Source organism: Streptomyces mexicanus (assembly GCF_902506575.1).
In the GTDB taxonomy this organism is placed as follows: Bacteria; Actinomycetota; Actinomycetes; order Streptomycetales; family Streptomycetaceae; genus Streptomyces; species Streptomyces mexicanus.
This window is the reverse complement of sequence record NZ_LR732544.1, coordinates 5716712-5743066: the sequence shown is the minus strand read 5'-3', so window position 1 is coordinate 5743066 and position 26355 is coordinate 5716712. Positions and strand designations below refer to the sequence as shown.

Here is a 26355-nt window from a genome sequence, read left to right as displayed (position 1 = left end):
CTCCCCCCACGCCCCCCACCGCAGTAGACGAAGACCTGCCGACCTCCCGGCCACGGCCTGACACAGGGCCGTGACCGCCGGGCCAACGAGAGGACAGCCTCCCGTGCCTGCCAGCCTTCCCCCGTCCCGCCGCCGTGCCGGCGGGGGTACGCCCCGGCCCGCGCTCCGCCGCGGCCTCGCCGTTCTCGCCGCCCTTCCGCTGCTCGCCCTGGCCGCCTGCGGCTACGGCTCGAAGGCCGAGAGCGACTCCTCCGACCAGAAGATCGCCGCCGGGGCGCAGAAGACCGACGGTCTGGACTCCGTCAAGATCGGCTACTTCGGCAACGTCACCCACGCGACCGCGCTCGTCGGCCACCAGAAGGGCTTCTTCCAGAAGGCCCTCGGGGCGACCGAGGCCAAGTACCAGATCTTCAACGCCGGTCCGTCCGAGATCGAGGCCCTCAACTCCGGCTCCATCGACATCGGCTGGATCGGCCCCTCCCCCGCGATCAACGGCTACACCAAGTCGGACGGCAAGAGCCTGCGCATCATCGGCGGGGCCGCCTCCGGCGGGGTGAAGCTGGTGGTGAACCCGAAGAAGATCACGTCCCTGAAGGACGTCAAGGGCAAGAAGATCGCCACCCCGCAGCTGGGCAACACCCAGGACGTGGCGTTCCTCAACTGGATCGCCGAGCAGGGCTGGAAGGTCGACCCGCAAAGCGGCAAGGGGGACGTGTCGGTGGTCCGCACCGACAACAAGGTCACCCCCGACGCCTACAGGTCGGGCTCCATCGACGGCGCCTGGGTGCCGGAGCCGACCGCGTCGAAGCTGGTCGCCGAGGGCGCGAAGGTGCTCCTGGACGAGTCCACGCTGTGGCCGGACAAGAAGTTCGTGATCACGAACATCATCGTGTCGCAGAAGTTCCTCAAGGCGCACCCCAAGGCCGTCGAGGCCGTGCTGAAGGCCTCCGTCGAGACCAACAAGTGGATCAACGCCCACCCCGACGAGGCGAAGGCGGCGGCCAACAAGCAGCTGGCGGCCGACTCCGGCAAGGCACTGCCCGCCGACGTCCTGGACCCGGCCTGGAAGTCCATCACGATCACCGACGACCCGCTGGCGGCCACCTTGGACACCGAGGCGCGGCACGCGGTCAAGGCCGGCCTGCTCAAGCAGCCCAGGCTCGACGGCATCTACGACCTCACCCTCCTGAACAAGGTCCTCAAGGCCGAGGGCGAGCCCACCGTCAGCGACGCCGGACTCGGCGTCAAGTAAGCCCGTAGCCGGCACGTTCCCAGGAGGTGACGACCATGGCCACGACCTTCGCGGAGGCGGCCCAGTCCGTCGAGCACGCCGCACGCCTCGAGCACGTCTCGAAGTCCTTCGCGGGCCCGGGCGGGCAGCAGCTCGTCCTGGACGACATCAGCCTCGACGTCGCCCCGGGCGAGTTCGTCACTCTCCTGGGGGCGTCGGGCTGCGGCAAGTCCACGCTGCTGAACCTGGTGGCGGGCCTGGACCGGCCCAGCGCCGGGTCCATCACGACCGACGGGCGGCCCGCCCTGATGTTCCAGGAGCACGCCCTGTTCCCGTGGCTGACCGCGGGCAAGAACATCGAGCTGGCCCTGAAGCTGCGGGGCGTGCCCAAGGGCGAGCGGCGCGAGCGGGCCGAGGAACTGCTCTCCCTGGTCCGGCTGGGCGGCGCGTACGGCAAGCGCGTGCACGAGCTGTCGGGCGGCATGCGCCAGCGCGTGGCGATGGCCCGCGCGCTCGCCCAGGAGAGCAACCTGCTGCTGATGGACGAGCCGTTCGCGGCGCTGGACGCCATCACCCGGGACGTGCTGCACGACGAGCTGACCCGGATCTGGCAGGAGACGGGCGTGTCCGTGCTGTTCGTCACCCACAACGTGCGCGAGGCGGTGCGGCTCGCGCAGCGCGTGGTGCTGCTGTCCTCGCGTCCGGGACGGGTGGCCCGCGAGTGGACGGTGGACATCCCGCAGCCGCGCCGCATCGAGGACGCGCCGGTCGCGGAGCTGTCCTTGGAGATCACCGAAGTACTGCGTGGGGAGATCCGCCGCCATGGCCGGCACTGAGACGACAACGGCGCAGGGCGCCGGGAAGACGGCGGCGCGGGGCGCCGACCTGGACGGCGTGGAGGCGGGCCTCGACGCGCTGGAGGTCACCGAGAAGGGCCGCACCCCCTTCCGGCAGACCTTCGTCCGCAAGATCCTGCCGCCGATCACGGCGGTCGTGGTGGTCCTGGCGCTGTGGCAGGCGCTGATCACCTTCCATGTCGTCGACGACCCGACCAAGCTGCCCTCACCGGCCGACGTGGGCGGCGAGTTCAAGGACGCCTGGCTGCAGGGCACCCTGCTCGGCTTCATCTGGACGTCCGTCTCGCGCGGCCTGCTGGGCTTCCTGTTCGCCCTCGCCATCGGCACCCCGCTGGGGCTGCTGGTGGCCCGGGTGAAGTTCGTGCGCGCGGCCATCGGGCCGGTGCTGTCCGGGCTGCAGTCGCTGCCGAGCGTGGCGTGGGTGCCGCCGGCGGTGATCTGGCTGGGCCTGGACAACTCGATGATGTACGCGGTGATCCTGCTCGGCGCGGTCCCCTCCATCGCCAACGGCCTGGTCTCCGGCGTGGACCAGGTGCCGCCGCTGTTCCTGCGGGCGGGCCGCACGATGGGCGCCACCGGGCTGCGCGGCGCCTGGCACATCGTCCTGCCGGCCGCGCTGCCGGGCTACCTGGCCGGCCTGAAGCAGGGCTGGGCCTTCTCCTGGCGCTCACTGATGGCGGCGGAGATCATCGCCTCCTCGCCCGACCTGGGCGTCGGCCTGGGCGCGCTGCTGGAGAACGGCCGCAACGCCAGCTCCATGTCCATGGTCTTCCAGGCCATCATCCTGATCCTGTTCGTCGGCATCGCCATCGACCTGCTGATCTTCAGTCCGCTGGAGCGGTGGGTGCTGCGCAGCCGCGGCCTGTACGTGAAGGGCTGAACGCCCGTGTCCGTCCCTCCCGTGCTCCTCGTCATCGCCCACGGCAGCCGCGATCCGCGGCACGCCGCCACCGTGCACGCCCTGGTGCGCCGCGTCCGGGCGATGCGGCCCGGGCTGCGGGTGGAGACCGGCTTTCTGGACTTCAACGTGCCGTCCGTACAGGGCGTGCTGGAGTCGCTGGCCGCCGAGGGGGTGCGTCAGGTGGTGGCGCTGCCGCTGCTGCTGACCCGCGCCTTCCACGCCAAGGCGGACATCCCGGCGGTGCTGCGCCGGGCCCCGGCCCGGCTGCGCGTCCGGCAGGCCGATGTCCTCGGTCCTTCGCCGCTGCTGACGGCGGCGCTGGAGCGACGGCTGCAGGAGGCGGGGCTGTCCCCCGCCGAGAAGTCCTCGACCGGGGTCGTGCTGGCCTCGGCGGGGTCCTCCGACCCGGAGGCGATCGCGGTGATCGCAGAAATCGCGCGGGAGTGGCGGCACACCGGTTGGTGCGCCGTGCGGCCCGCGTTCGCCTCCGCATCTCTTCCGCGCACCGAGGACGCGGTGCGCGAGCTGCGGGAGCTGGGCTGCGCGAAGGTCGCCGTCGCGCCGTACGTCCTGGCGCCCGGCTTCCTGCCGGACCGCATCGCGCGCGGCGCGGCCGACGCGGACGTCCTCGCGGACGTGCTCGGCCCGGCACCGGAGGTGGCGCGGGTGCTGCTGGAACGGTACGACGCGGCCCGGCTGCCGCGGGTGGCGGCTGTCGGCGCCTGAGGGGGCGGGGCGCTGGTACCCGCTTTCCTGGCGGGTCCGGCACCTCCGTACCGGCTTCGGTGCGGGCGCCGCTCAGGCCGCCCGGTGGCCCGCCTCGTCCGCCAGTCGGACCAGTTCCGCCACCGGCAGCGAGCCCGCCGCCCGGTGTTCCCGTGCGAAGGCGTCGGCCAGGCGCTGCAGCAGCTCGTTCAGCGGGGTGGGCACGCCGTGCAGCCGGCCCAGCAGGACGATCTCGCCGTTGAGGTGGTCGGCCTCGATGCTGCCGGTGCCCCGGGCGAGGGACTGCCAGGACGAGCCGCCGCCGCGCGGGGTGCCGGCCAGCGGCACGAGGGTGACCTTGTCGCCGCGCGCCTCCTTCTGCTCCCCGTCGCTCGCGTACGCGACCCCCGCCGCGTCGAGCACCGCCTCGCCCTCGGCGCGCACCCGGTCGTACAGCGCGCGGGCCGCCTCGCTCTCCAGCGGTCCGCTGACCGCCTCGATCGCGTTGGCGAGGTTGCTCAGCAGCTTGGCGTACTGCCAGCGGGCCACGTCCGCCACGACGGGCGCCTCGAAGTGCGCCCGGTCCAGATCGGCGGCGATCCGCCGGAGGGTGTCGTCGGTGCCGTGCGGATACCGGCCGAGGTGCAGGACGCCGGTCAGCGGGGTGCCGGCGGCCGAGACGACGCCGGGTTCGACGTGGCTGGCGGGCAGCCAGACGCACACGCCGTACACGTGCCGGAAGCGGCGCAGCGCCCTGCGCTGCCCCTCCACCCCGTTCTGCGCGCACAGCAGCGGCAGGCTCTCGGCCGCCGTGGTGCCGTCCTCGACCGGCGCCGGGCCCCAGGCCGCGAGCGCCGCCTCGGTGTCCTGCGTCTTGACGGCCAGGACCAGGACGTCGTCGGCGCGCAGGACGCCCAGTTCCTCCGGTCCGGCCACGGCGGGCAGCCGCTGTGTCAGCTCGCCCTCGGGGACCCTGAGCCGCAGCCCGTCCGCGCGCAGTGCCGCCAGGTGCGCGCCGCGCGCGACGAGCACCACCTCGCGCCCGCTCTGCGCCAGCCGTCCGCCGATCACGCCGCCGACCGCACCTGCCCCGATGATGATGTAGCGCATGGGAGCAGACTGGCATGTCCGGTGCGGGTACGTCACCGCGCCGTCATCTCCACCAGCTTGAGCACGGTGTTCCAGTTCCGGGTGGTGGCGATCAGGCCCTTGGTCACCGAGCGCCGGGAGAGCTGTTCGGCGAGCTTGGAGCGGCCCAGGCCGTCGGGGGCGTACAGGTACAGCGCGCGGTCGCCGAGCCGGAACTCCTCCGGCAGGTGGGCCGCCTGGTCGATCGCGCAGAAGCGGTCCGCGTCGACGGGGGCGGAGAAGTAGGTGACGTGGAGCTGCCGGGGCTGCAGGTCGGCGGCCGGGAACGGGCAGGACGCGGCGACCGCCCGCAGGTAGGCGTGGTCGCGCACGATCACGTCCACCGCGAAGCCGAACCGCTGCTCGATCGCCCGGCCGAGTTCGGCGGCGAGCGCCTCCTCGTCCCCGTGCGCGCAGGAGAACACGGCCTGGCCGCTCTGCAGATGGGTGCGCACGTCCGCGTGGCCGAGGCCCTCCAGCAGGGTGCGCAGCTCGGCCATCGGGACCTTCTTGCTGCCGCCCACGTTGATCCCGCGCAGCAGCGCCGCGTACGTCGTCATCCGCTCAGCGTAGAGGGCGCGCGCCGCGGGGTGGGCAGTTCGGCCTCGATCAGGTCGGCCGCCCGGCGGGTGCCGCCCTCCTTCGCCATCTCGGCCTGGATGTCCTTCAGCCGCCGGGCCACGTCGGGGTCGTCGACGAGGGCGAGGGCGGCGGCGCGCAGGGTCTCGGCGGTGGCCTCCTCGGTGTCGATGCGCCGGGCGACGCCGAGGCTCTGGAGCACGTCCGCGTTGCCGAACTGGTCGGCGGCCTGCGGTACGGCGATCATCGGTGTCGCGGTGGCCAGTCCTTCCTGGCTGCCGCCGGCACCGGCGTGGGTCACGAACAGGTCGGCCCGGCGCAGGATCGCCACCTGCGGCACCCAGGAGTGCACTTCGACGTTCGCGGGCAGCTCGCCGAGCACCGCCGGATCGACGTGCGCGCCGATCTGCAGCACGAGATGCCAGCCGGGCAGCTCCCCGAAGGCCTCGGCACAGGCGCGGTAGAACGCGGGCCGGTCGGTGAAGGCGGAGCCGAGCGAGACCAGCACCACCTTCTCGGCACCGGCGGGCCGCTGCCAGTCGCCCTGGTCGGCGCGGTCGCCCTGGCAGGCGCCGACGAAGCTGTACACGTGCTCGTCGACCCGGTCGGCGTGCGGCTGGAGCGCCCGCGGGATCAGCACGAGCGAGCGGTCCGGACGGCCCGTGAAGGCGTCGGGGTGCTGGGTGATCCCGTGGTCCGTGAGCCACTTCTCGAAGCGGGCGTAGTACGCCTTGCCCCGTTCGGTCCTCTTGGGCTCGGCCCACATGGGTTCGGCGACCTCCTCCTCGTAGCCTTCCCAGGCGACCATGCACGGCGAGAGGGAGACGGCGGGCACGCCCCAGCGGTGGGCGAGGACGCGCGCCGGGTAGGAGGCGATGTCGTGCAGGACGAGGTCCGGCTCGTCCCCGGCGTAGGCGGCGGCCAGCTGGGGCAGGGCCTGGACGGCGTCGTCCAGGAACAGTTCGACGTGGTCCAGCAGGCCGGTGCCCCACGCCGACGGGTCGTCGTCGGGTGCGGGCAGCGTGGAGTGCCACGGCTTCACCTCCGCGCCCGTCGCGGCCACCTTGTCCGCGAACTCGGGCGGGATCGCGTAGGTGACCCGGTGCCCGCGCGCGACGAGTTCGCGGATCACCTCCAGGCTGGGGTTGACGTGCCCGTGGGCGGCGACGGAGAACATGGCGATGTGCGCGGGAGCGGTCATGCCCACGACCGTGGGCGAGACGATACGTCTCGTGCAACGTGATTACCGGCACCGGCTCCCACCTGTACGGATGCGACACTGGCCGTCGAACGACGGGCACGGGCCCGCGACGAACCGAGTGGTGAACAGGGAGGCGGACGATGGACGAGGCGCGGGCGCGCGAGGTACTGGCCGCGGCGGAGGTACTGCCCGGCCGGGCGGACGACGCGCGGCTGCTCGCACTGGGCGAGAACGCGGTCTTCGCCGCCGGTGACCTCGTCGTCAAGGTGGGCCGCGACGCCGAGTTGCTGGAGCGCGCGCGGCGCGAGCTGCGCATCGCCGGCTGGCTCGCCGAGGCCGGTGTGCCCGCGGTGCGCGCCGCCGAGCCCGAGGCGCTGCTGGTCGACGGGCACCCCGTGACCGTGTGGCACCGGCTGCCCGACCCGGTCCGCCCCGCCGAGCCCCGCGACCTGGCGGAGCTCCTGCGGGTCGTCCACGCGCTGCCCGCGCCGGACTTCGCGCTGCCGCCGCGCGAGCTGCTGGGCGGCGTGGAGCGCTGGCTGCGGCTCGCGGGCGACGCGATCGACCCGGCGGACGCGGCGTATCTGCGCGAGCGCCGCGACGGCTTCGCGGCGGCCGCGGCCCGGCTCACCGGGCACCTGCCGCGGGGCCCGATCCACGGCGACGCCCTGCCCCGCAACGTGCACATCGGCCCGGACGGACCGGTCCTGGTGGACCTGGAGACCTTCTCCGCCGACCTGCGCGAGCACGACCTGGTGGTCATGGCGCTGTCCCGGGACCGCTACGGGCTGCCCGCCGAGGCGTACGACGCCTTCAGCGCGGCCTACGGCTGGGACGTACGGGAGTGGGAGGGCTGCTCGGTGCTGCGCGGCGCCCGCGAGACGGCCAGCTGCGCGTGGGTGGCCCAGCACGCCCCGGGCAATCCGAAGGCGCTGGCCGAGTTCGAGCGCCGGGTGGCGTCCCTGCGCGACGGGGACGAGACGGTGCGCTGGTACCCCTTCTGATCCTCCCCTCGCCGCGCGCCCACCCGGTGCGCTCCGCGGGATCAGACCGTCTCGCCCGCCGGCTCGCGCAGCGGCCAGGTGCCGTCCACCACCGCGCCCGCGTTCCCCTTGCGGCGCAGGAAGCTCTGGAAGTCCGCCGCCCAGGCGGCGTGCCACTCGATCTGACGGCGGTGCAGCTCCGCCGGGCCGAGGGCCGCCACCTTCGGGTGGCGGCCGGCTATCGCGCGGGCCAGCCGGGCCGCCGCGAGCGCGTCGGCCGAGGCGTCGTGGGCGGCGTCCAGCACGACGCCGTACTCCGCGCACACCGCCTCCAGGGTGCGCTTGCCGCGCCGGTAGCGGTCGACCTCGCGGTCGATGGTGTACGGGTCGATGACCGGGCCCGGCACCGCGCCGCCCAAGCGGTCGCTCAGCGACGGCAGGCGGTGCCGCCGCAGTTCGGCGGCCAGCAGGGTCAGGTCGAAGGCCGCGTTGTACGCCACGACCGGCACGCCCGTGGCCCAGTAGCCGGCCAGGACGTCGGCGACGGCGTCGGCGACCCGGTCCGCGGGCAGGCCCTCGGCGGCGGCCCGCTCGGCGCTGATGCCGTGCACGGCGACCGCGTCCGCCGGGATCGGCACTCCCGGGTCGGCGAGCCACTCCCGGTGGCCGGCGGGCTCCCCTTCCCTGACCTCGATGACGGCGGCGGTGACGATCCGCGCCTCGAACGGATCCGTCCCGGTCGTCTCCAGGTCGAAGCCGATCAGCAGCTCCTGGTGCCAGCCCATGGCGGCCCCCCTTCTCGGTGGTGCTTCCCCCAGTGGTCCTCACCTTCGCATGCGCCACTGACAATCCGAGGACCGCGTTCCGCTTGCCGTCCGCACCCACCGCCCGCGACCGGGCACTGAAGGAGTTTCACGACACAGGGCGCGAATCCGCCCACATCAGCTCGAACTCCTCGCGGTAGGTGGCGAACAGCCCGCCCTCGTCGGCCTCCCCCGAGCGGACCACCTTGGTGCCGTTGCGCAGCACCAGCACGGGTGCCTCCATGCCCCGGCTGTGCCGCAGGTAGGACTGCACCACCGCCACGCCGTCGGAGCCGTCGCCGTCCACCAGGTAGGCCGTGACGCGCGGGGTCTCGTCGTAGACCTGGATCTCGAAGGCGCCCGGGTCGCGCAGCCGGGCGCGCACCCGGCGCATGTGCAGGATGTTCATCTCCACCGAGCGGCTCAGCTCGCCCCGCTTGAGCCCGAGTTCGCGCTCGCGCCGCTTGACGGCGCTGGAGGCGGGGTTCAGGAACAGCAGCCGCACCCGGCAGCCGGACTCGGCCAGGCGGACCAGGCGGCGGCCGGAGAAGTTCTGCACGAGCAGGTTCAGGCCGATGCCGAGGGCGTCCAGGCGGCGGGCGCCGCCGAAGATGTCCTCGGCGGGGAACTGGCGCAGCAGCCGCACCCGGTCCGGGTGCACGGCGACGACGTCGGCGTACCGGTCGCCGACCAGGTCCTCCACCGCGTCGACCGGCAGCCGCCGGGCGGAGGGCACGTCGCCGCCGGTGCCGAGGATCTCCAGCAGCCGCGCCGAGGCACGCTCGGCCTGGCTGAGCACGGCCTCGGACAGCGCCCGGTTGCGGGAGACGACGTTGCGGGTGACCTCCAGTTCGTCGAGGGCGAGTTCCACCTCGCGGCGTTCGTCGAAGTAGGGCTCGAAGCACGGCCAGTGCTGCACCATCAGCTCACGCAGCTGGGGCAGCGTGAGGAAGCTGATGACGTTGTCGTCGGCCGGGTCGAGCAGGTAGCCCTTGCGGCGGCTGACCTCGCGGACGGCGACCGCGCGCTGCACCCACTCCTGGCCGGCCGGGCCGGCGGCGGCGACCACCCAGTCGTCGCCGTGCACGGGCTCGTAGACGGGCCGCAGCACGGCGGCCACGACGGCGCGCAGCCGCTGCTCGACGAGGTTCAGCCAGATGTAGGCGCGGCCGGCCCGCTGGGCGCGGGTGCGGACCTCGCGCCAGGCGTCCGCGTCCCAGTCCAGCTCCGGGCCGATGGCGCCGGCGTCCATCGGCCGCGCCAGGGACACCGCGCCGGGCGGGACGTCTGCGGAGTTCCCCTCGTGACCGTCGTCACCAGGGGGCAGCTCCAGGCCTCCCGAGCCCACCCGTGCACCGCCTTCCGCTCCCCCGAGCCATCCCCGTCCCAACGATCAAGGAAGGGTACTCCGCGAGCGGCGCGCGGTGCAGCCGGATGGACGGCTCCTTTCCCAACTTCCCCCCTCTGTGCGCTCGTTCCCGGGGTTCGCGGGCGGGCGGAGTGAGATGATTCATAGCCTCGGCCACCCCTTGCCGGGGGCCGCGGGGTCCGCCCGGGCGACGCACCCGGCGGGCAGTCGTACGTGGCCGGGCGACTTTCGGGAAGACTCAAGGGCAAGGCGCCATCCGGGGCGCCCCACACCTGAGAGAGTCGTGCCCATGCAGGTCTGGCCTGGAGAGGCGTACCCACTCGGCGCCACGTACGACGGCGCCGGCACCAACTTCGCGGTCTTCACGGAGGCCGCGGACCGAGTAGAGCTGTGTCTGCTGCACGACGACGGCTCGGAGACGGCGGTGGAGCTGCGGGAGAGCGACGCGTTCGTCCGGCACGCGTACGTGCCCGGCGTGATGCCGGGCCAGCGGTACGGGTTCCGGGTGCACGGGCCGTACGCCCCGGAGCGCGGCCTGCGCTGCAACTCCGCGAAGCTGCTGCTCGATCCGTACGCACGTGCGATCAGCGGTTCGATCCGGTGGGGCGAGGAGGTCTACGGCTACCACTTCGACGACCCGGACCGGCGCAACGACCTGGACTCGGCCCCGCACACGATGACGTCGGTCGTGGTCAACCCGTACTTCGACTGGGGCGACGACCGGCCGCCGCGGCACGGCTACCACGAGACGGTCATCTACGAGGCGCACGTCAAGGGCCTGACGATGCTGCATCCGGGGCTGCCGGACGAACTGCGCGGCACGTACGCGGCGCTGGCCCACCCGGCGATCATCGAACATCTGACCGAACTGGGCGTCACGGCACTGGAACTGATGCCCGTCCACCAGTTCGTCAACGACCACCGCCTGGTCGACATGGGCCTGAGCAACTACTGGGGCTACAACACCATCGGCTTCTTCGCCCCGCACAACGCCTACGCCTCCTGGGGCGACCGCGGCCAGCAGGTGCTGGAGTTCAAGTCGGCGGTGCGGGCGCTGCACGAGGCCGGCATCGAGGTCATCCTCGACGTGGTCTACAACCACACCGCCGAGGGCAACCACCTGGGGCCGACGCTGTCCTTCAAGGGCATCGACAACCCGCAGTACTACCGGCTCACCGACGACCCGCGCTACTACATGGACACCACGGGCACCGGCAACTCCCTGCTGATGCGCTCCCCGCACGTCCTGCAGCTGATCATGGACTCGCTGCGCTACTGGGTCACCGAGATGCACGTCGACGGCTTCCGCTTCGACCTCGCGGCGACGCTGGCGCGCCAGTTCCACGAGGTGGACCGCCTGTCGTCGTTCTTCGACCTGGTGCAGCAGGACCCGGTGGTCTCCCAGGTGAAGCTGATCGCCGAGCCGTGGGACGTGGGCGAGGGCGGCTACCAGGTGGGGAACTTCCCGCCGCTGTGGACGGAGTGGAACGGCAAGTACCGCGACACCGTGCGCGACCTGTGGCGGGGCGAGCCGCGTACCCTCGCGGAGTTCGCCTCCCGGCTGACCGGCTCCTCCGACCTGTACCAGGACGACGGCCGCCGCCCGCTGGCCTCGATCAACTTCGTCACCTGCCACGACGGCTTCACCCTGCACGACCTGGTGTCCTACAACGACAAGCACAACGAGGCCAACGGCGAGGACAACCGGGACGGCGAGAGCCACAACCGCTCCTGGAACTGCGGCGTGGAGGGCGACACCGACGACCCGGAGGTTCTTCAGCTGCGCACCCGGCAGATGCGCAACTTCCTCGCCACGCTGATGCTGTCCCAGGGCGTGCCCATGATCAGCCACGGCGACGAGTTCGCCCGCACCCAGCGCGGCAACAACAACGCCTACTGCCAGGACAACGAGATCTCCTGGGTGCACTGGCCCGATCCCGGCGAGGAGGAGGGCGGCGAGCTGCTGGAGTTCCTCCGGGCGATGGCGGCCCTGCGTCGCGACCACCCGGTCTTCCGCCGCCGCCGCTTCTTCCACGGCCGGCCCGTGGAGGGCACCCACGACGACCTGTCCGACATCTCCTGGTTCACCCCGGAGGGCAAGGAGATGACCCAGCAGGACTGGGAGTCGGCGCGGGCCTCGGCGCTGACCGTGTTCCTCAACGGCCACGCGATCTCCGAGCCGGGCCAGCGCGGCGAGCGCATCACCGACGACTCCTTCCTGCTGATGTTCAACGCCGCGCCGAAGCCGCTGGAGTTCGTCGTCCCGGTCGACCACGGACGCCAGTGGCAGGTCGTCGTGGACACCGCCCGCCCGGACCCGGTGCCGCCCGGCACCGGCCCGAAGGTCCGCGCCGGCACCCGGCTCACCCTCACCGACCGCAGCCTGACCGTGCTCCAGCGCCCGGCGTGAGCCCGCTCGCCGGGCACCCGTCCGGGTGACCGGCCACCGAGGTGGGCCCCGGCCCGGTGACACGAAACCGGGCCGGGCGGGTACGTAGCACTCCATGACATCCGAGACGCCCGAGCGCCCCGTCCCCGCCGTGCCCACGGCCACCTACCGGCTCCAGCTCCAGCCCGACTTCCCGTTCGCGGCCGCCGAGGCCGCCGTGCCGTACCTGGCCTCGCTCGGCGTCTCGCACCTGCACCTGTCGCCGATCCTTCAGGCCGTGCCCGGCTCCGGGCACGGCTACGACGTCACCGACCACGCGCGCGTGCGCGACGAACTCGGCGGCGAGGCCGGCCTGCGCGCACTGGCCCGCACCGCGCGGGAGCACGGGCTCGGCCTGATCGTGGACATCGTGCCCAACCACATGGCCATGGCACCCCGGCACAACCGCGCCCTGTGGGAGGTCCTGCGGGAGGGGCCCGACTCGCCCTACGCCCGCTGGTTCGACATCGACTGGGAGGCCCAGGGCGGCAAGGTGCTGCTGCCGGTGCTCGGCCACCCGGTGGGCCGGGAGATCGACCGGCTGAAGGTGGACGGCGACGTCCTGCGCTACTACGACCACGCCTTCCCGCTGCGCGAGGGCACCGAACGGCTGCCGCTGCCGCAGCTGCTCCAGGCCCAGTGGTACCGGCCGGTGTGGTGGCGGCTGGCCCGCACGGAGCTGAACTACCGCCGGTTCTTCTCCATCTCGGAGCTGATCGGGGTGCGGGTGGAGGACCCGGAGGTGTTCGAGGCCACCCACGCCACGATCGTGCGGCTGCTGCGCGAGGGCGTGATCGACGGCCTGCGCATCGACCACCCCGACGGCCTCGCCGACCCCGACACCTACCTCGACCGGCTGCACGCGGCGACCGGCGGATGCTGGACGGTCGTGGAGAAGATCCTCTCCGACGGCGAGCACCTGCCGCCCGCCTGGCCGGTGGCCGGCACCACCGGCTACGACGCCCTGCACCACGTCGACGGCCTGTTCGCCGACCCGGACGGCGCCGCGGAACTGCTCGGCCACTACCGGCGCTTCGCCGCCCCGCAGACCGACCGCGGCGGTGACTGGGCGGCCACCGTGCGCCGCGCGGCGTACAAGGTGATCACGCACGAGCTGGCCGCCGAGACCGCCCGGCTGACCCGTGTGGCGAGCCGGCTGTGCACCGCCTCGCCGGATCCGGCGCTGCGCGACCGCGCCCCGTGGGCGCTGCGCACCGCACTGGAGGAGCTGCTGGTCCGCCTGGAGGTGTACCGCCCCTACGCCTCCACGGACCCCGCCGCCGTGCTCACCGAGGAGGCCGCCGCCGAGGCCCGGCAGGCGTTCGTGGTGCCCGAGGAGGCCGAGGCGGTGGACGTCGTGCGGGACGTGCTGCTCGGGCGGGCCGGGCAGGGCCCGGACGCCGTGGAGTTCCGCACCCGGTTCGCCCAGGCCGCCTCCGCGCTGCGGGCGAAGTCCGTGGAGGACACCGCCTACTACCGGTACGTGCCGCTGCTGTCGGCCAACGAGGTCGGCGGCGACCCCGGGCACCCGGCGGTGTCCCCGGAGGACTTCCACGCCCACTGCGCGCGTATCCAGCGCGACTGGCCGGCCACCGGGACCGTGGTGACCACGCACGACACCAAGCGCAGCGCCGACGTGCGGGCCGCGCTGGCGGTGCTCACCGAGTGCCCGCGGCGGTGGGCCGAGGTGCTGGCCGAGGTGACCGGGACCGCCGAGGACGTGCCGGACGCGCAGCTGGCGTGGGCCGCCTGGCAGACCGTGTTCGGGCTGGGGTCGGCCGACCCGGGCCGGGTGCAGCAGGCGCTGCTCAAGCACGTGCGCGAGGCGGGCCTGTTCACCAGCTGGACCGAGCAGGAGCCGCCCTACGAGGAGGCGGTGGAACGCTACGTCGCCGAAGGGCCGTGCGGGGCGCCGGGCGAGCGGATGGCCGCCTTCCGCGCCGCGCTGGAGCCGCACGTCCGAGCGAACGTGCTGGGCACGGCGCTGGTCCACCTGACGATGCCGGGCGTGCCCGACGTCTACCAGGGCACGGAAGGCGAGTACCGGGCCCTGGTGGACCCCGACAACCGGCGGCCGGGGGACTTCCCGCCCGCCGACGCCGACGCCAAGGCCGCGGTGACCGCGGCGGCGCTGCGGCTGCGGGCGCGCCGGCCGGAGGTCTTCGGCGCCGGCGCGTCGTACGCGCCGCTGCGCGCCGAGGGCCCGGCGGCCGACCACTGCGCGGCGTTCGCCCGCTCCGGTGAGGTGGTCACCGCGGTGACCCGGCTGTCGCTGCGCCTGGCGGAGTCCGGCGGCTGGGGCGAGACACGGCTGGCGCTGCCGGCGGGCCGGTGGGCCGACGTGCTGACGCCGGGACGCGAGTTCGCCGGTCACGTGCGCCTGGCGGACCTCTTCTCACCGCTGCCGGTGGCGCTGCTGGAGCGCGTGGCGGAGCCCGCCGAGCAGGGGTGAGCGGACCGCGTCCCCGAGTGTGCTTGACAGTTCACCCGGTCCGTGGGGTACTCGGGATGCGAGTCCGGGCGGACGAGTACGGGGGTGAGTCCTGTGCCGGAGCAGCGCTACCCCGGTGTTCCCGAGCTGGTCGCCGCTGCCCGGGCGCTGGCCGCGCACCGGCCGGCCCTGTGCACCCTGGACGAGGTCGGCGTCTCGCGCGCCGGCAGACCGCTGCACCTGCTGTCCGTCGGGCACGCCCGGCGGGCCGTGCTGGTGGTGGCCGGCGCCCACGCCAACGAGCCCACCGGCGGCTCCACCCTGCTCGCCCTCGCCGACCGCGTGGTGCGCGAGCGGCGGCTGCGGGAGGGCACCTCCTGGCACTTCCTGCTGTGCGCCGACCCCGACGGGGCCAGCCTGCACATCACGCGGGCCCCGCGCAGCCTGCTCGACTACCACCTGGGGTTCTTCCGGCCCGCCGGGGACGAGCAGCCGGAGTGGTCGCCGTCGGTGCTCGCCCCCGACCGCCTGCCGCCCGAGACCCGCGCCCTGCTCGGCGTCATCGACGCGCTGCACCCCTATCTGCAGGTCACCCTGCACGGCACCGAACTGGGCGGCAGCTGGGTGCAGTTGACCCGCAACGTGCCGGGCCTGGCCGAGCCGTTCGGCAAGTCCGCCGCCGAGCTGCACATCCCGGTGGAGACGGGCGCCTGCGACGCGGCCGGCTGGGCCGTCTCCGGCCCCGGGATACGGGTGATGCCGGAGCGCGGCACGGGCGTGGCCTATCCGAGCCTGCCGGACGACGCCCGGCACAGCACCTGGTACCACGCCCACCGCTACGGCGGCCTGACCGCGGTCGTGGAGGTGCCGATGTGGGCGAGCGACCTGGTGGACGACCCGGCCCCGCATCCGGCCCCGGCGGCGGCGATCCGGCGGCTGGCGTCCCGGCTGCTGCGGGACACCCGGCAGGTCGAACTGGTGCTCACCGACGCGCTGCCGCGGCTGCGGGGCCCGGAGGGCCCCTTGCTGCGGGCGGCGAAGTGGGGGCTGGAACTGGCGCCGGGCCTGGCCTCGGACTGGGTCCACACCCCGCCCGCCGACACGACGATGGCGTACGTGGGCAGCGTCGACGCCTTCGGCCGCCGGCTGCCGCTGCGGGCCGCGGCGATGCTGCTGCGCGTGCTGCGGCGGGCCGGCGACCCGGCGGCGCCGGAGCTCCAGCGTCTCGGGGCGGCCTGGAGCGCGGCCTTCGCCGACCGCTTCCGGGCCCGCTGGGTGCCCGTGGAGCACCAGGTGGAGCACCAGAGCCGCACGGTGCTGGCGGCGGCCCAGCACGCCCGCGAACTGTCGGAGTGACGCACGGTCACCACACGGACGGCCGCACCGCCGTCACCTCCGGGCCACCGCCGTCACCCCCGGGCCGCCGTCACCGAACCGTGGTCCCGCACGCCGCCGGCTACGGGCCGCCGTCTCGCCGCCGGTCGCCGCCGGGCCGCCTCCTGTGGGTCGCGGTCCGGGGCCGTCACTCGTCCAGCGCGAACACGTCCCCCGTCCGGGCCCTCATCACGCACGCGTTGGGGAAGGTCTCCGTGTAGTCGATCGCGCGCCCCTGCCACCGGCCGCCGGCCCGCACGGTCACGGGCGCGTAGATCATCGAGCAGAACGCGTCCCGATGCGGGATGGCCCGGACGTCGCCGCCCGCCGAGCGCAACTGGGCGCAGGCGTCCTCGGCCCGGGAGTGGCCCCGGGGCGGGTCGCAGCGCAGCAGCGCGCCGCGGGTGTCGGCGGTGCGGGTGTCGCCGCGGGTGACCGTGACGTAGAGCCAGTCGTCGGCGTCGGCGTGCCGGTGGGCGGCGGGGGACGTCTCCGGCGCCGCGAGGGCGCGGGCCGCCGGGACGGGCGCCGCGCAGGCGAGGAACAGCGCCGCCGCCGCGATCACGCCGCGCCGCGCCCGGGTCCCGGGCGCCGTGGTGAAGTGGGTCATGGCGGATGTATCGCCACGCCGCCGGGCCGACTCCACCCCGGCTCACCCGAACGGCAGCACCCGCACACGCGGACGACGCCGCGCGCCCGCACGCACGGCACCGCTCGCCCGGGCGGGCCGCTCAGTGCCCGGCGAGCCGGAACGCCACCTGCCCGAAGGCGACCTGGTCGCCCGCGCGGACGACGGCCGCGCCGACCACGCGCCGCCCGTTGACGGTGGTGCCGTTGGTCGAGCCGAGGTCGCGCAGGACCCATCGGCCGCCCTGCGAGGACAGCTCGGCGTGCACCCGGGAGACCGTCTCGTGGCTCAGCCTGAGCCCGCTCGCCGGATCGCGCCCTATGCGCAGCGGCGGCCCGCCGCCGGGCTGGGGCAGCAGCAGCTTGGGCAGCCGCTCGGCCTGCCAGGCCCTGCGCAGCCGTACCGTGAAACCGGAGACCGCCTCCACGGTGCCGAAGACCGCACGGGCCAGCCGGCCCTCGGTGCGCAGGTCGCTGGTGAGGGCGGCCAGTTCGTCGGGGTGACGGGCCATCAGCGCGCGTTCCATGCGCCGTACGAAGGTGTCGTGCGAGAGCCGGCCCGCCGCCACGCCGTCCCGCAGCAGCCCGAGCGCCCGGTCGCGCTCCGCGTCGGACAGCCGCGCCGGGTAGGTGTGGAACTCGGAGGACGACGTCACACAGGTGATTGTCGGGGCAGCCCGCCACCGGTGTCCACCGAGCGCGGAACGGACCCGGGCGACTCAACAGAGGTATTCGTCAGCGGAATGATCGCCGGTCGGGGACCATGGACCCACTCCATCACGGTGAGCAGACGAAGGGGAACCGTCCGTGCAGTTCGAGGTGTGGGCACCGCAGGCAGACCGTGTGACGCTCGAGTGCGACGGCGCCGGGCAGGCGCTGGAGCGCGATCCGGAGCGGCCGGGATGGTGGGTGGGCGAAGCCGCCGCGCAGGACGGCTCGCGCTACGGCTTCGCGCTGGACGACGGCCCGGTGCTGCCGGATCCGCGCTCGCGGCGCCAGCCGGACGGCCCCGACGGGCCGAGCGCGGTCGTCGACCACTCCCGCTACGCCTGGCGGAGCGGCGACTGGGCGGGCCGGGCGCTGCCGGGCGCGGTGCTCTACGAGCTGCACGTGGGCACCTTCACCCGCGAGGGCACCTTCGACGCGGCCGCCGAGCGGCTGGAGCACCTGGTGGAACTGGGCGTCACCCACGTGGAGTTGATGCCGGTGTGCCCGTTCCCGGGCCGCCACGGCTGGGGCTACGAGGGGGTGTCGCTGTGGGCGGTGCACGAGCCGTACGGCGGCCCGCAGGGGCTGAAGCGGTTCGTGGACCGGGCGCACGAGCTGGGCCTGGGTGTGGTCCTGGACGTGGTGCACAACCACCTGGGACCGTCGGGCAACTACCTGCCGCAGTTCGGGCCGTACTTCACCGACACCCACCACACCCCCTGGGGCGCCGCCGTCAACCTGGACGCGCCCGGCTCGGACGAGGTGCGCGCCTTCCTGATCGGCAGCGCGCTGGCCTGGCTGCGCGACTACCGGATCGACGGGCTGCGCCTGGACGCGGTGCACGCGCTGGTGGACACCCGCGCCCTCCACTTCCTGGAGGAGCTGTCCACGGCGGTGGACGCCCTGGCCGCGGACCTGGGCCGCCCGCTGTTCCTGATCGCCGAGTCGGACCTGAACGACCCGCGGCTGATCACCCCGCGCGCCGAGGGCGGCCTCGGTCTGGACGCCCAGTGGAACGACGACTTCCACCACGCGCTGCACACCGCCCTGACCGGCGAGTCGCAGGGGTACTACGCCGACTTCGCCCGGGCTCCGCTCGCCGCGGTCGCCAAGACGCTGACCGGCGGGTACTTCCACGACGGCACCTACTCCAGCTTCCGGGGCCGCCGGCACGGCCGGCCCCTGGACCGCAGCCGGGTGGCCGGGCACCGGCTGCTCGGCTACATCCAGACCCACGACCAGGTCGGCAACCGCGCCCAGGGCGACCGGCTGTCCACGCTGCTGGCGGACTCCCCCGGACTGCTGGCCTGCGCCGCGACGCTGACGCTGACCGCGCCGTTCACCCCGATGCTGTTCATGGGCGAGGAGTGGGCGGCGGGCACGCCGTGGCAGTTCTTCACCGACCACACCGACCCGGAGCTGGCGGAGGCGGTACGGCGCGGCCGGCGCCGGGAGTTCGCCGCGCACGGCTGGAAGGAGGACGAGGTGCCCGACCCGCAGGACGCGGCCACCCGGGACCGCTCCTGCCTGGACTGGTCGGAGCCGGGACGCGACCCGCACGCGCGCGTGCTGGACTGGTACCGGCGGCTGATCGCGCTGCGGCGCGAGCAGCCCGATCTCACCGACCCCGACCTCGCCGACACCAAGGTGGCCTACGACGAGCAGGCCCGCTGGCTGGCCTTCCGCCGCGGGGACGTACGGGTGGCGGTGAACCTCGGCACCGAGCCGGCGGCGATCCCCCTGGGCTCCCGCCCGGCCCGGGTGCTCGCCGCGTGGGAGCCGGTCCGGGCCCCCGGCGCGGACGGACTGCTGCACCTGCCCGGGCAGTCCTGCGCGGTGCTGCTGCAGGCTTGAGCGGACGACCGCGACCGAGGCGGCGGCAACGGGGCCGACGCGGTCAGGGAGGCGGCGGCACAGGGCCGGTGCGCCGTGCGTCGCCTCGTCGAAGCGGCTGCCCGCGGCCGCGGGAGCGGCAACGGGCCGCCGCAAGGACTGCGGCAGGGGCGCCGGGCGCGGCTGCGGCAGGGGTGCTCCCCAGGGCGGGCAGGGCGGTCCCGTGGGGGCCGGTGACCAAGGGCTGCCGCAGGGGCGCCCGGCCAAGAGCTGCCGCAGGAGTGCCCCCAGGGCCGACAGGGCGGTCCCGTGGCGGCCGGTGACCAAGGGCTGCCGCAGGGGCGCCCCGCCAGGGGCTGCCGCCGGCCTGCGACCGGAAGGCAGCAGCAGCGGGACCGCTGGTCAAGGGCTGCCGCGAGGGCGGTGGCCGCCGCTCAGGTCTCCTCGCCCTTGTCGTCCTCGCGGAACTCGGTCACCCGTTCCAGCAGGATCGCCTCCCAGGCGCGGCGCAGCTGGGTCCTCAGCAGCGGCAGGGGGCTGTCGTCGCGGCCCTGGAGCCGGTCCGCGAGCCGGATCACGGTGTCGCAGCGGGCCAGCCACAGGCCGCGCAGGCAGGGGCGGGCGCCGTACCCGGCGAGGGTGGCGGCGCGGACGGCCGCCGGGGCGCCGACGGCGAGGGCGAGGCCCGCGATGTCCTCGGCGGGATCGCCGACCACCGCGTCGGTCCAGTCCAGCACGCCCCGCACCCGGCCGTCGGCGCTCACCACCACGTGCTCGCCCCTGAGCGCGTGGTGGACGAGCACCGCGGTGCCGGGCTGGGCGGCGAGCTGGGCCGCGGCGGGGGCGGCGAGCTGGGCGATGCGGGCCGGGGCGAACTCGTCGGCCTTGCCGAGGTGCTCGGCGGCGTGCACGGCCATGCGGCGCAGCGCCTCCAGGGAGCGGGGCGCCAGGCGCGGCACGCCGAGCGTCTCGGCCTGCCGGACGGGCACCTCGCGCATCCCGGAGAGCAGTCCGGCCAGGTCGTCCTCGCCGATGGCGGACACGTCGTGCTGGTCGGCGGTGCCGCCCGCGATCCGGGTGTCCAGGGTGTAGGCCAGTCCGGGCGCCCACTCACCCTGCGCGACGGCGGACGGGACGGCGACCGGCAGGTGCGGGCGGACCAGGTCGCGCAGCCGCACCTCGCGGCGGCGGCGCAGGGAGGCGTCCCGGTCGGTGGCCAGGCGCAGCACGTGGCGGGTGCCGACCCACCAGGTGGAGTGCCCGCCGCCCTCCGCGACGGGCCGGACCTCGGGTGCGGCGGCCGTGGCCGCGCTCTTGTCGCCCGCTTCGCCCTTGCCGCCCTGGTGCAGCAGGGTGCGGGCCAGTTGGCGGACGGTGTCCGCGGTGGGTGTCGGTGCCTGGGTCATCGTCGCGCCGTGTCGTTGCCGTTGAGGGTGGGGGGCGGCCGCCGGTCAGTCCACCAGGACCATCTCGCGGGTCGTGTCGTTGAGGCGGCGGCCCGCGTCCCCGGTGACCGTGACGATGTCCTCGATGCGGACGCCGAAGCGGCCCGGCAGGTAGATGCCGGGTTCCACGGAGAAGCACATGCCGGGCACGAGGGGCTGCTCCTCGCCCTCGATCATGTACGGCGGCTCGTGGGTGGTGACGCCGATGCCGTGGCCGGTGCGGTGGATGAAGTACTCGCCGTATCCGGCGTCGGTGATCACCTCGCGGGCGGCCCGGTCGACGTCCTGGCAGGCGGCGCCGGGCCGTACGGCCTCGAATCCGGCCTGCTGGGCGGCGCGCACGACGTCGTGCACCCGGCGTTCCTCGTCGGTGGGCTCGCCGACGTGCACGGTGCGGGTGGTGTCGGAGCCGTAGCCGTCCTTCAGGCCGCCGAAGTCGAGGACGACCATGTCGCCGTGCTCGATGACGCGGTCGCCCATCTCGTGGTGCGGGTTGGCGCCGTTGGGCCCGGAGCCGACGATGGTGAAGTCGACCTGGGAATGCCCGAAGCGGCGCAGCAGCTCGGCGAGGTCCGCGCCGACCTCGCGCTCGCGGCGGCCCGCGAAGCGCACCGTGCGGATCTCCTCGAACGCGGCGTCCGCGGCGGCCGCGGCGGCGGCCAGCAGCTCCACCTCGGCGGGGTCCTTCACGGCGCGCAGCATCGGCAGCGCCTCGGTGAGGGCGGCGTAGGAGGTGCCGGGCAGCGCCTTCTGCAGGGCGAGCAGGTGCAGGGCCCAGGTGTTGTCGCTGATGCCGAAGGTGCCGCCGGCGTCGAGCAGGCCGGCGGTGACGGCGTAGGGGTCCTTGCCGTCGGTCCAGTCGCGCAGGGTCAGGGCGCTGGCCCCGGCGGCGCGGGCGGCGTCCGGTGCCTCCAGGGTGGGGACGACGAGGACGGGGTCGCGTCCGGGGGCCAGGACGAGCAGCGTGAGCCGTTCGGTGTCGGCGGTGGGCGCGTAGCCGGTGAGCCACACCAGGTCGGGGCCCGGCGCCACGAGGAGGCCGGCCAGGCCGGCCGCGGCGGCCGTCTCGGCGGCGCGCGCCATCCTGGCCCGGTAGACGTCGGCGGTGAAGGGCGCGGGTGCGGTGCCGGTCATCCGGGCCTCCGTGTGCGGCGAGACGGACGGGGAGGGGACCACGGGCAGCATCCTGCCCGTCCGCGCGGGGCCGCGCGAGCCGGTCGGCACGGTGCGCCGGGCGGCACGGGCGCGTCGCCTCGTCCCGGCCCGCCGGACACCGGTGTGACCGGAGGGTTCCGCACCCATGGTAGTCGGGCCGCCGCTGCGCGTGCCGGGCACCCGGCGAGACGGACCGCCGCGGGGTGCCCCGGCGCGCTTGCTCAGGTGACGACGCCGGGGGTGACGGTCAGCTGCTGGTAGCCGCCGCTGCGGTGCCGCACCGTCAGGACGACCTGGCGGCCTGGGCGGGTGCGGGCCACGGCCCGGGCGAGGTCGGCCGCCGAGTCGATCCGGGCCCCGCCGAACGTCAGCAGGACGTCGCCGCGGACCAGGCCGGCGCTGTAGCCGGGGCCGGGGACGTGCACCCCGACGACCCGCGCCCCGGGCCCGTCGTCGTCCACCGCCTCGATCCCCAGGGCGGGGCGCACGGGGGCGGGCGCCGGACTCGCGGGCGCTGCCGCCTGCGCCGGACCGGGACCGGGCGGCACCGCCGCCGGCCCGCCCGCCCCTTCCTGCCGTGCGGCGTGCTGCTGCGCGGCCATCCGGCTCATGCCGATCACCGTGGCGCCCATGGCGCCCACCCCGGCCCCCGCCAGGAGCACCACCAGGCCGGCGCACAGGCCGCACAGGGCGGACGGCAGCCGCCGGCCGCGCCGCCGGACGGTGGGCGGGCGTCCGGCGCCGGCGCCCTGCGCGGCCGGGCGGCCGGCGGGTTCCCGGCCGGGCAGGGGCCGGGGGCGCAGCGCGGTGTGTTCCATGGGTCCTCTCCCCGGTTCGTCTCCCCGCGGCGGCCGTCGCGGCCGGCCGGCGGTCCCTTCGTGGTCAGCCGACGCGCAGGGCGGGCGCGGGCACGGGCGGGGCCGGCGGGCGGTCCGGGACGAAGCGGTGCGTGCGGCGGCCCAGCCACTCGGCGCCGTAGCGCGGCCGGCACTCCAGGTGCCAGTGGAGCACGCCGGCCATCCAGTCCTGGAGTTGCTCCACGTACCGCCCGACGGCGGCGCGCTCGTCACCGGACAGGCGCAGGTCCTCGTACACCACGGGCAGTTCGTGCTCCACCACGTGCTCGAACTGGCGCATGCGCTGGTTCATCAGATCCCCGACGATGCGCGCGGCCGTCGGGTAGTCGCAGTGGAAGAAGTTCTGCACCACCAGGACGGCGTTGTGCACCTCCCCCTCGTACTCGATCTCCTTCTGGTAGGAGACGAGGTCGTTGACCATGGTCAGGAAGTCGGAGGCGGAGTTCTCCAGCGCCCGGACCGGGCCGCTGCGGTAGACCTCCTGCGGGATGGACGGACCCTGCCCGAGGCGGCAGAGGTTCATCGTGAGGTCGGAGCCGAAGGTGGCCCGGCGCATCTCCAGGTAGTCGACGGGGTCGGGGATCCGGTGCTGGAACTGGTTGGACAGCTCCCACAGCCAGCTGTGCGTCATGGTCTCCACGGAGCGGCGTACGACCTCGCGGGCCTGCGCGGGCATGTCCGCGGTGGTGCGCCGCCACAGGTCGGCCAGGGAGCGTTCGAGGCCGTTGGCCGGCGGCGGCGCCGGTTCGCCGTGCAGGGGCATGCAGGCCGACAGCCGCTCGGTGCACAGCTTGGCCCCGGCGAAGTCGCGGCGCGCCCCGAAGACCATGGGGTAGTAGTCGTCGGCGTACGTGCCCCACACCAGCCACTGCGTGATGAGGTCGATCTCGTCGGGCGTGGCCTCGGGACGCATGCCCGCGGACGCCAGCGGCAGGTCGAACAGGACCAGCTTGTCCTCGTCCCAGACTCCCTCGGACAGGATGCCGACGCTGTGGCACCAGCCCGGGATGCGCTCCCTGGCCCCCTCCAGCTCCGGGCTCAGCCGCAGCGGGTAGGGCATCCGGATCTCCGGCACGATCGACGGACCGACCTGCTGGAACGGCACGTGGGTGTAGGCGCGCAGCCTCTTCCCCCACGGCCCGGACGGCGTGGGAGACGCCCCCGTGGCGCCCGCCTCCGCGAGCAGGGCGCGCACGTCCGTGCCCGAGGTGCCCAGGCCGGTCAGCCGCTGCCAGGGGCTCTGGGAGCGGGCCCCCTTGTTCATGTACCGGCTGGAGCGCATGTGCCATTCGTGGCCGCCGGACTGCCAGTCCTGCAGGCCCTTGGTGTAGGCGGCCACCGCGGCGACCCGGTCGGGGGTGAGGCCCTTCTCCAGGGCCAGTGCCGGCACCTCGGTGAGGGCGGTGTGCTCGAACTGGTGCAGGCGTGAGGTGAGGACGTCGTTGACCGTGTCGGCGGCCTCCTGGGTGGTGCAGCCGAAGAAGGTCTCCAGGACGAGCACGCCGTTGCTGAGCTCGCCCTCGTCCTCGACCTCCCGCTGGTAGGAGAACAGGTCGTTGCGCAGGTGCACGGCGTCGGAGAACGTCTCCATCAGCACCCTGAGCGGCCTGGTTTCGGCGACCTCGGCGGGCACCTCGGCGGTCGCGTACTCCACGAGTCCCGCCGACCAGGGGGCGCCGCCGACCTTGCGGCGCATCTCGATGTACTCGACGGGGTTGGCGACGCGCCCCTCGTTGATGTTGGACAGCTCCCACAGGGACTCGTTCAGCAGGTGCTCGGTGGCCACGGCGAACCGGCGCCGCCAGTTCGCCGACATCGACGGCACCGTGCGCGCCCACAGGTCGGCGAGGCCGGCCTCCACCGGGTTCTCGGGTTCGGGGACGGCGGCCGCCGGGTCGAGCGGCATGAACAGGGGCAGCCGGTCCAGGTAGGCCTTGCCGCCGGCGCGGTCCTGGCTGCGCTTGAAGGTCTCCAGGAAGTGGTCGTCGAAGAAGAAGACCCACACGTACCAGTCGGTGATCAGGGACAGGGCGGGGCCGTCGCAGTCGGGGTGGGTGTACGCGCAGAGCAGGCCGTAGTCGTGCGCGTCGAGGTCGGCCTGCGTCCAGATCCCGGAACCCTCCAGCATGCCCATCTCGCGGGCCCAGCGCGTGGAGTGGGCGCGAGCCTCGTCGACGTGCGGGTTCAGCCGCGCGGGGTACGGCATGTAGAAGTGCGGGAGTTCGAAGGGCTGCTGCGTCATGGCCGGGCCCTACCCGGGACACTCCGGTGCCATCCTCCGGCCGGCATCCGATCACACCATCGCGTGAACCGCGGCCGGATCACGGCACGTTGCGTCTTCTTCCGTACCCCGCCGTCCGGGTCCGGCCGGCGGCCGGCGCCGGACGGGTCAGCGGCCGGTGCCGGAGCGCACCGCGCGTCCCACCTTCGCGCGCAGCGCGACGAACGCCTCGGAGCCGCGGGTGGCGATCTGGTCGCGGTCCTCGGGCAGGTCCACCGGCAGGTCGAGCACGAGATGCGCGGCCGGGCCGGGCGACAGGACGACGACCCGGTCCCCCACGTACACGCTCTCGTCGATGTCGTGGGTGACCAGGACGGTCGTCGTACCCTCGGCACGGTGCACCTGGCGCAGCAGGTCCTCCAGGTCCTCGCGGGTCTGGGCGTCCAGGGAGCCGAACGGCTCGTCCAGGAGCAGCAGGGCGGGGCGGCACACCAGCGCGCGGGCCAGGGCGACGCGCTGCTGCATGCCGCCGGACAGCTGCCAGGGGTGCTGCCGTGCGGTGCCGGTCAGGCCGACCCGCTCCAGCATCCGGTCGGCCGCCGCGCGCCGCTCGGCGCGGCGCAGTCCCCGGCGGCGCAGCGGCAGGGCGACGTTGTCGCGGACCGTCAGCCAGGGCAGCAGCGAGCGGCCGTAGTCCTGGAAGACGACCGCCAGCCGGTCGGGTACGCCGGTGACCGGGGTGCCGTCGAGGCTGACGGTGCCCTCGCGCGCGGGGAGCAGCCCGGCGAGGGTGCGCAGCAGCGTGGACTTGCCGCAGCCGGAGGGCCCGGCGACGCACAGCAGCTGGCCGTCGGGCACGGTGAGGGTGAGGTCGTGCAGGACCCGGTGGTCGCCGTAGCCCTGGCCGAGGCCGTCGAGGCGGAGCATGCCGGGTGCTCACCCCGCCCACGGGTCGGGGTACAGGGCGCCCGTGCTCGCGGCGACGCGCAGGTGCAGCAGGCGGGGGCCGTCCTCGTCGCCGGCGTCGAGGACGCGGTCCAGGGCGGCGGGCAGCTCGGCGGGGTCGGCGGTGTGGTCGGCGGGGCAGCCCAGGGACGCGGCCAGGGCGGGGAAGTCGATGCCGGTGATGTCCGTGCCGGGGACGGGGCTGACGCCGATGCGGCGTCCCAGGGAGCGCACGGCCGCGTAGCCGCCGTTGTCGAGGAGGACGTAGCTGACCGGGGCGCGGTGGCGGGCGGCGGTCCACAGGGCCTGGACCGAGTACAGGGCGGAGCCGTCGCCGAGCACGCACGCCACGCGGCGCCGGTCGGCCAGGGCGCGCCCGACGGCGAGCGGCAGGCCCCAGCCGAGGGCGCCGCTGCCGGTGGTGAGGAAGCCGCCGCTCGCGTCGACGGGCACGCGCGCGTGCAGGGCGTCGCGGTGGCTGGGCGCCTCCTCGACGAGCACCCGGTCCCGGGGCAGGCGGGCGCGCAGCAGGTCGAAGACGAGTTCGGCGGTGATCCGGGGGCCGGGGCCGGCC

21 protein-coding genes and 1 pseudogene are annotated in these 26355 nt (G+C 74.6%); 9 read left to right on the top strand and 13 right to left on the bottom strand.

Annotated elements, in window-relative coordinates; genetic code table 11:
- The first annotated feature begins 103 nt into the window (after window positions 1–103).
- The 4 genes from GV126_RS25620 to GV126_RS25605 are packed head-to-tail and all read left to right on the top strand — an operon-like array spanning window position 104 to window position 3715.
- Window positions 104–1252: an aliphatic sulfonate ABC transporter substrate-binding protein gene (locus tag GV126_RS25620; RefSeq protein ID WP_159671151.1), complete on the top strand. Its 1149-nt coding sequence runs from the start codon at window positions 104–106 to the stop codon at window positions 1250–1252.
- A gap of 35 nt (window positions 1253–1287) precedes the next feature.
- Window positions 1288–2067 carry an ABC transporter ATP-binding protein gene (locus GV126_RS25615; RefSeq protein WP_159671149.1) on the top strand — a complete coding sequence of 260 codons (780 nt, stop codon included), beginning with the start codon at window positions 1288–1290 and terminating at the stop codon, window positions 2065–2067.
- Window positions 2054–2968 (top strand): ABC transporter permease, encoded by a 915-nt coding sequence (locus GV126_RS25610; protein ID WP_159671147.1) that lies wholly within the window; start codon window positions 2054–2056, stop codon window positions 2966–2968. The genes GV126_RS25615 and GV126_RS25610 overlap by 14 nt, the downstream gene beginning before the upstream one ends.
- A gap of 6 nt (window positions 2969–2974) precedes the next feature.
- Window positions 2975–3715, top strand: a complete 741-nt coding sequence (locus GV126_RS25605) for a sirohydrochlorin chelatase (protein WP_159671145.1) — start codon at window positions 2975–2977, stop codon at window positions 3713–3715.
- 72 nt (window positions 3716–3787) lie between these two features.
- Here the strand turns inward: GV126_RS25605 and GV126_RS25600 are convergent, their stop codons facing one another.
- From GV126_RS25600 to mgt, 3 genes and pseudogenes are all read right to left on the bottom strand, one after another.
- Window positions 3788–4804, bottom strand: a complete 1017-nt coding sequence (locus tag GV126_RS25600) for a ketopantoate reductase family protein (protein ID WP_159671143.1) — start codon at window positions 4802–4804, stop codon at window positions 3788–3790.
- A gap of 32 nt (window positions 4805–4836) precedes the next feature.
- Window positions 4837–5382, bottom strand: coding sequence for a DUF1697 domain-containing protein (locus GV126_RS25595; RefSeq protein WP_159671141.1), 546 nt, complete (start codon window positions 5380–5382; stop codon window positions 4837–4839).
- A pseudogene (mgt, locus tag GV126_RS25590) lies at window positions 5379–6654 on the bottom strand (macrolide-inactivating glycosyltransferase). Before mgt ends, GV126_RS25595 begins: the two are co-directional and overlap by 4 nt.
- Window positions 6655–6742: 88 nt before the next feature.
- Here mgt and GV126_RS25585 point away from each other — a divergent pair.
- Window positions 6743–7606 carry a phosphotransferase enzyme family protein gene (locus tag GV126_RS25585; RefSeq protein ID WP_159671137.1) on the top strand — a complete coding sequence of 288 codons (864 nt, stop codon included), beginning with the start codon at window positions 6743–6745 and terminating at the stop codon, window positions 7604–7606.
- A gap of 41 nt (window positions 7607–7647) precedes the next feature.
- Here GV126_RS25585 and GV126_RS25580 read toward each other — a convergent pair whose 3' ends face one another.
- Together GV126_RS25580 and GV126_RS25575 are read right to left on the bottom strand one after the other, a co-directional pair.
- A complete protein-coding gene (locus tag GV126_RS25580) occupies window positions 7648–8370 on the bottom strand; it encodes a 3'-5' exonuclease (protein ID WP_159671135.1) in 723 nt (240 codons plus the stop codon).
- Window positions 8371–8497: 127 nt separating this feature from the next.
- Entirely contained in the window at window positions 8498–9736 is a 1239-nt protein-coding gene (locus GV126_RS25575) for a DUF5919 domain-containing protein (protein ID WP_159671132.1), read from the bottom strand.
- Between the two features lie 310 nt (window positions 9737–10046).
- On the opposite strand from GV126_RS25575, the gene glgX reads away from it, so the two are divergent.
- The 3 genes from glgX to GV126_RS25560 all read left to right on the top strand — a co-directional run bounded on the left by glgX (window position 10047) and on the right by GV126_RS25560 (window position 15972).
- Window positions 10047–12167 (top strand): glycogen debranching protein GlgX, encoded by a 2121-nt coding sequence (glgX, locus tag GV126_RS25570; protein WP_159671130.1) that lies wholly within the window; start codon window positions 10047–10049, stop codon window positions 12165–12167.
- 94 nt (window positions 12168–12261) lie between these two features.
- The gene (gene treY, locus GV126_RS25565; protein ID WP_159671127.1) at window positions 12262–14637 is read left to right on the top strand and encodes a malto-oligosyltrehalose synthase; all 2376 of its coding nucleotides are present in this window, start codon (window positions 12262–12264) and stop codon (window positions 14635–14637) included.
- 84 nt (window positions 14638–14721) lie between these two features.
- Window positions 14722–15972 (top strand): M14 family zinc carboxypeptidase, encoded by a 1251-nt coding sequence (locus tag GV126_RS25560; RefSeq protein WP_159671125.1) that lies wholly within the window; start codon window positions 14722–14724, stop codon window positions 15970–15972.
- A gap of 166 nt (window positions 15973–16138) precedes the next feature.
- On the opposite strand, the gene GV126_RS25555 is transcribed toward GV126_RS25560, so the two are convergent.
- Both GV126_RS25555 and GV126_RS25550 read right to left on the bottom strand, forming a co-directional pair.
- On the bottom strand, window positions 16139–16600 hold the full coding sequence (locus GV126_RS25555) for an SSI family serine proteinase inhibitor (protein ID WP_159671122.1): 462 nt from the start codon (window positions 16598–16600) through the stop codon (window positions 16139–16141).
- Window positions 16601–16721: 121 nt separating this feature from the next.
- A complete protein-coding gene (locus GV126_RS25550; RefSeq protein ID WP_159671120.1) occupies window positions 16722–17273 on the bottom strand; it encodes an FHA domain-containing protein in 552 nt (183 codons plus the stop codon).
- Window positions 17274–17424: 151 nt separating this feature from the next.
- On the opposite strand from GV126_RS25550, the gene treZ reads away from it, so the two are divergent.
- Window positions 17425–19179: a malto-oligosyltrehalose trehalohydrolase gene (gene treZ / locus GV126_RS25545; RefSeq protein WP_159671117.1), complete on the top strand. Its 1755-nt coding sequence runs from the start codon at window positions 17425–17427 to the stop codon at window positions 19177–19179.
- A 413-nt stretch (window positions 19180–19592) separates the two neighbouring features.
- Here treZ and GV126_RS25540 read toward each other — a convergent pair whose 3' ends face one another.
- The 6 genes from GV126_RS25540 to GV126_RS36655 all read right to left on the bottom strand — a co-directional run.
- The gene (locus tag GV126_RS25540; protein WP_159671115.1) at window positions 19593–20564 is read right to left on the bottom strand and encodes an aminoglycoside phosphotransferase family protein; all 972 of its coding nucleotides are present in this window, start codon (window positions 20562–20564) and stop codon (window positions 19593–19595) included.
- Between the two features lie 45 nt (window positions 20565–20609).
- Entirely contained in the window at window positions 20610–21737 is a 1128-nt protein-coding gene (locus GV126_RS25535; protein ID WP_159671112.1) for an aminopeptidase P family protein, read from the bottom strand.
- Between the two features lie 242 nt (window positions 21738–21979).
- Window positions 21980–22576, bottom strand: coding sequence for a PDZ domain-containing protein (locus tag GV126_RS25530; protein ID WP_159671109.1), 597 nt, complete (start codon window positions 22574–22576; stop codon window positions 21980–21982).
- 64 nt (window positions 22577–22640) lie between these two features.
- Window positions 22641–24857 (bottom strand): germacradienol/geosmin synthase Cyc2, encoded by a 2217-nt coding sequence (gene cyc2, locus GV126_RS25525; protein WP_159671106.1) that lies wholly within the window; start codon window positions 24855–24857, stop codon window positions 22641–22643.
- 147 nt (window positions 24858–25004) lie between these two features.
- Complete coding sequence (locus GV126_RS25520) at window positions 25005–25763, bottom strand: ABC transporter ATP-binding protein (RefSeq protein WP_159671103.1); 759 nt, start codon at window positions 25761–25763, stop codon at window positions 25005–25007.
- Window positions 25764–25772: 9 nt separating this feature from the next.
- A partial coding sequence (locus GV126_RS36655) for a thiamine pyrophosphate-dependent enzyme (protein WP_236570102.1) occupies window positions 25773–26355 on the bottom strand: 583 nt, incomplete at its 5' end.

Excerpts from the sequence above, each read along its gene's own strand:
- GV126_RS25615 (WP_159671149.1), top strand. The coding sequence starts at position 1,288 with ATGGCCACGACCTTCGCGGAGGCGGCCCAGTCCGTCGAGCACGCCGCA.
- GV126_RS25610 (WP_159671147.1), top strand. The coding sequence starts at position 2,054 with ATGGCCGGCACTGAGACGACAACGGCGCAGGGCGCCGGGAAGACGGCG.
- GV126_RS25600 (WP_159671143.1), bottom strand. The coding sequence starts at position 4,804 with ATGCGCTACATCATCATCGGGGCAGGTGCGGTCGGCGGCGTGATCGGC.
- GV126_RS25595 (WP_159671141.1), bottom strand. The coding sequence starts at position 5,382 with ATGACGACGTACGCGGCGCTGCTGCGCGGGATCAACGTGGGCGGCAGC.
- GV126_RS25585 (WP_159671137.1), top strand. The coding sequence starts at position 6,743 with ATGGACGAGGCGCGGGCGCGCGAGGTACTGGCCGCGGCGGAGGTACTG.
- GV126_RS25580 (WP_159671135.1), bottom strand. The coding sequence starts at position 8,370 with ATGGGCTGGCACCAGGAGCTGCTGATCGGCTTCGACCTGGAGACGACC.
- glgX (WP_159671130.1), top strand. The coding sequence starts at position 10,047 with ATGCAGGTCTGGCCTGGAGAGGCGTACCCACTCGGCGCCACGTACGAC.
- treY (WP_159671127.1), top strand. The coding sequence starts at position 12,262 with ATGACATCCGAGACGCCCGAGCGCCCCGTCCCCGCCGTGCCCACGGCC.
- GV126_RS25555 (WP_159671122.1), bottom strand. The coding sequence starts at position 16,600 with ATGACCCACTTCACCACGGCGCCCGGGACCCGGGCGCGGCGCGGCGTG.
- GV126_RS25540 (WP_159671115.1), bottom strand. The coding sequence starts at position 20,564 with ATGACCCAGGCACCGACACCCACCGCGGACACCGTCCGCCAACTGGCC.
- GV126_RS25535 (WP_159671112.1), bottom strand. The coding sequence starts at position 21,737 with ATGACCGGCACCGCACCCGCGCCCTTCACCGCCGACGTCTACCGGGCC.
- GV126_RS25530 (WP_159671109.1), bottom strand. The coding sequence starts at position 22,576 with ATGGAACACACCGCGCTGCGCCCCCGGCCCCTGCCCGGCCGGGAACCC.
- cyc2 (WP_159671106.1), bottom strand. The coding sequence starts at position 24,857 with ATGACGCAGCAGCCCTTCGAACTCCCGCACTTCTACATGCCGTACCCC.
- GV126_RS25520 (WP_159671103.1), bottom strand. The coding sequence starts at position 25,763 with ATGCTCCGCCTCGACGGCCTCGGCCAGGGCTACGGCGACCACCGGGTC.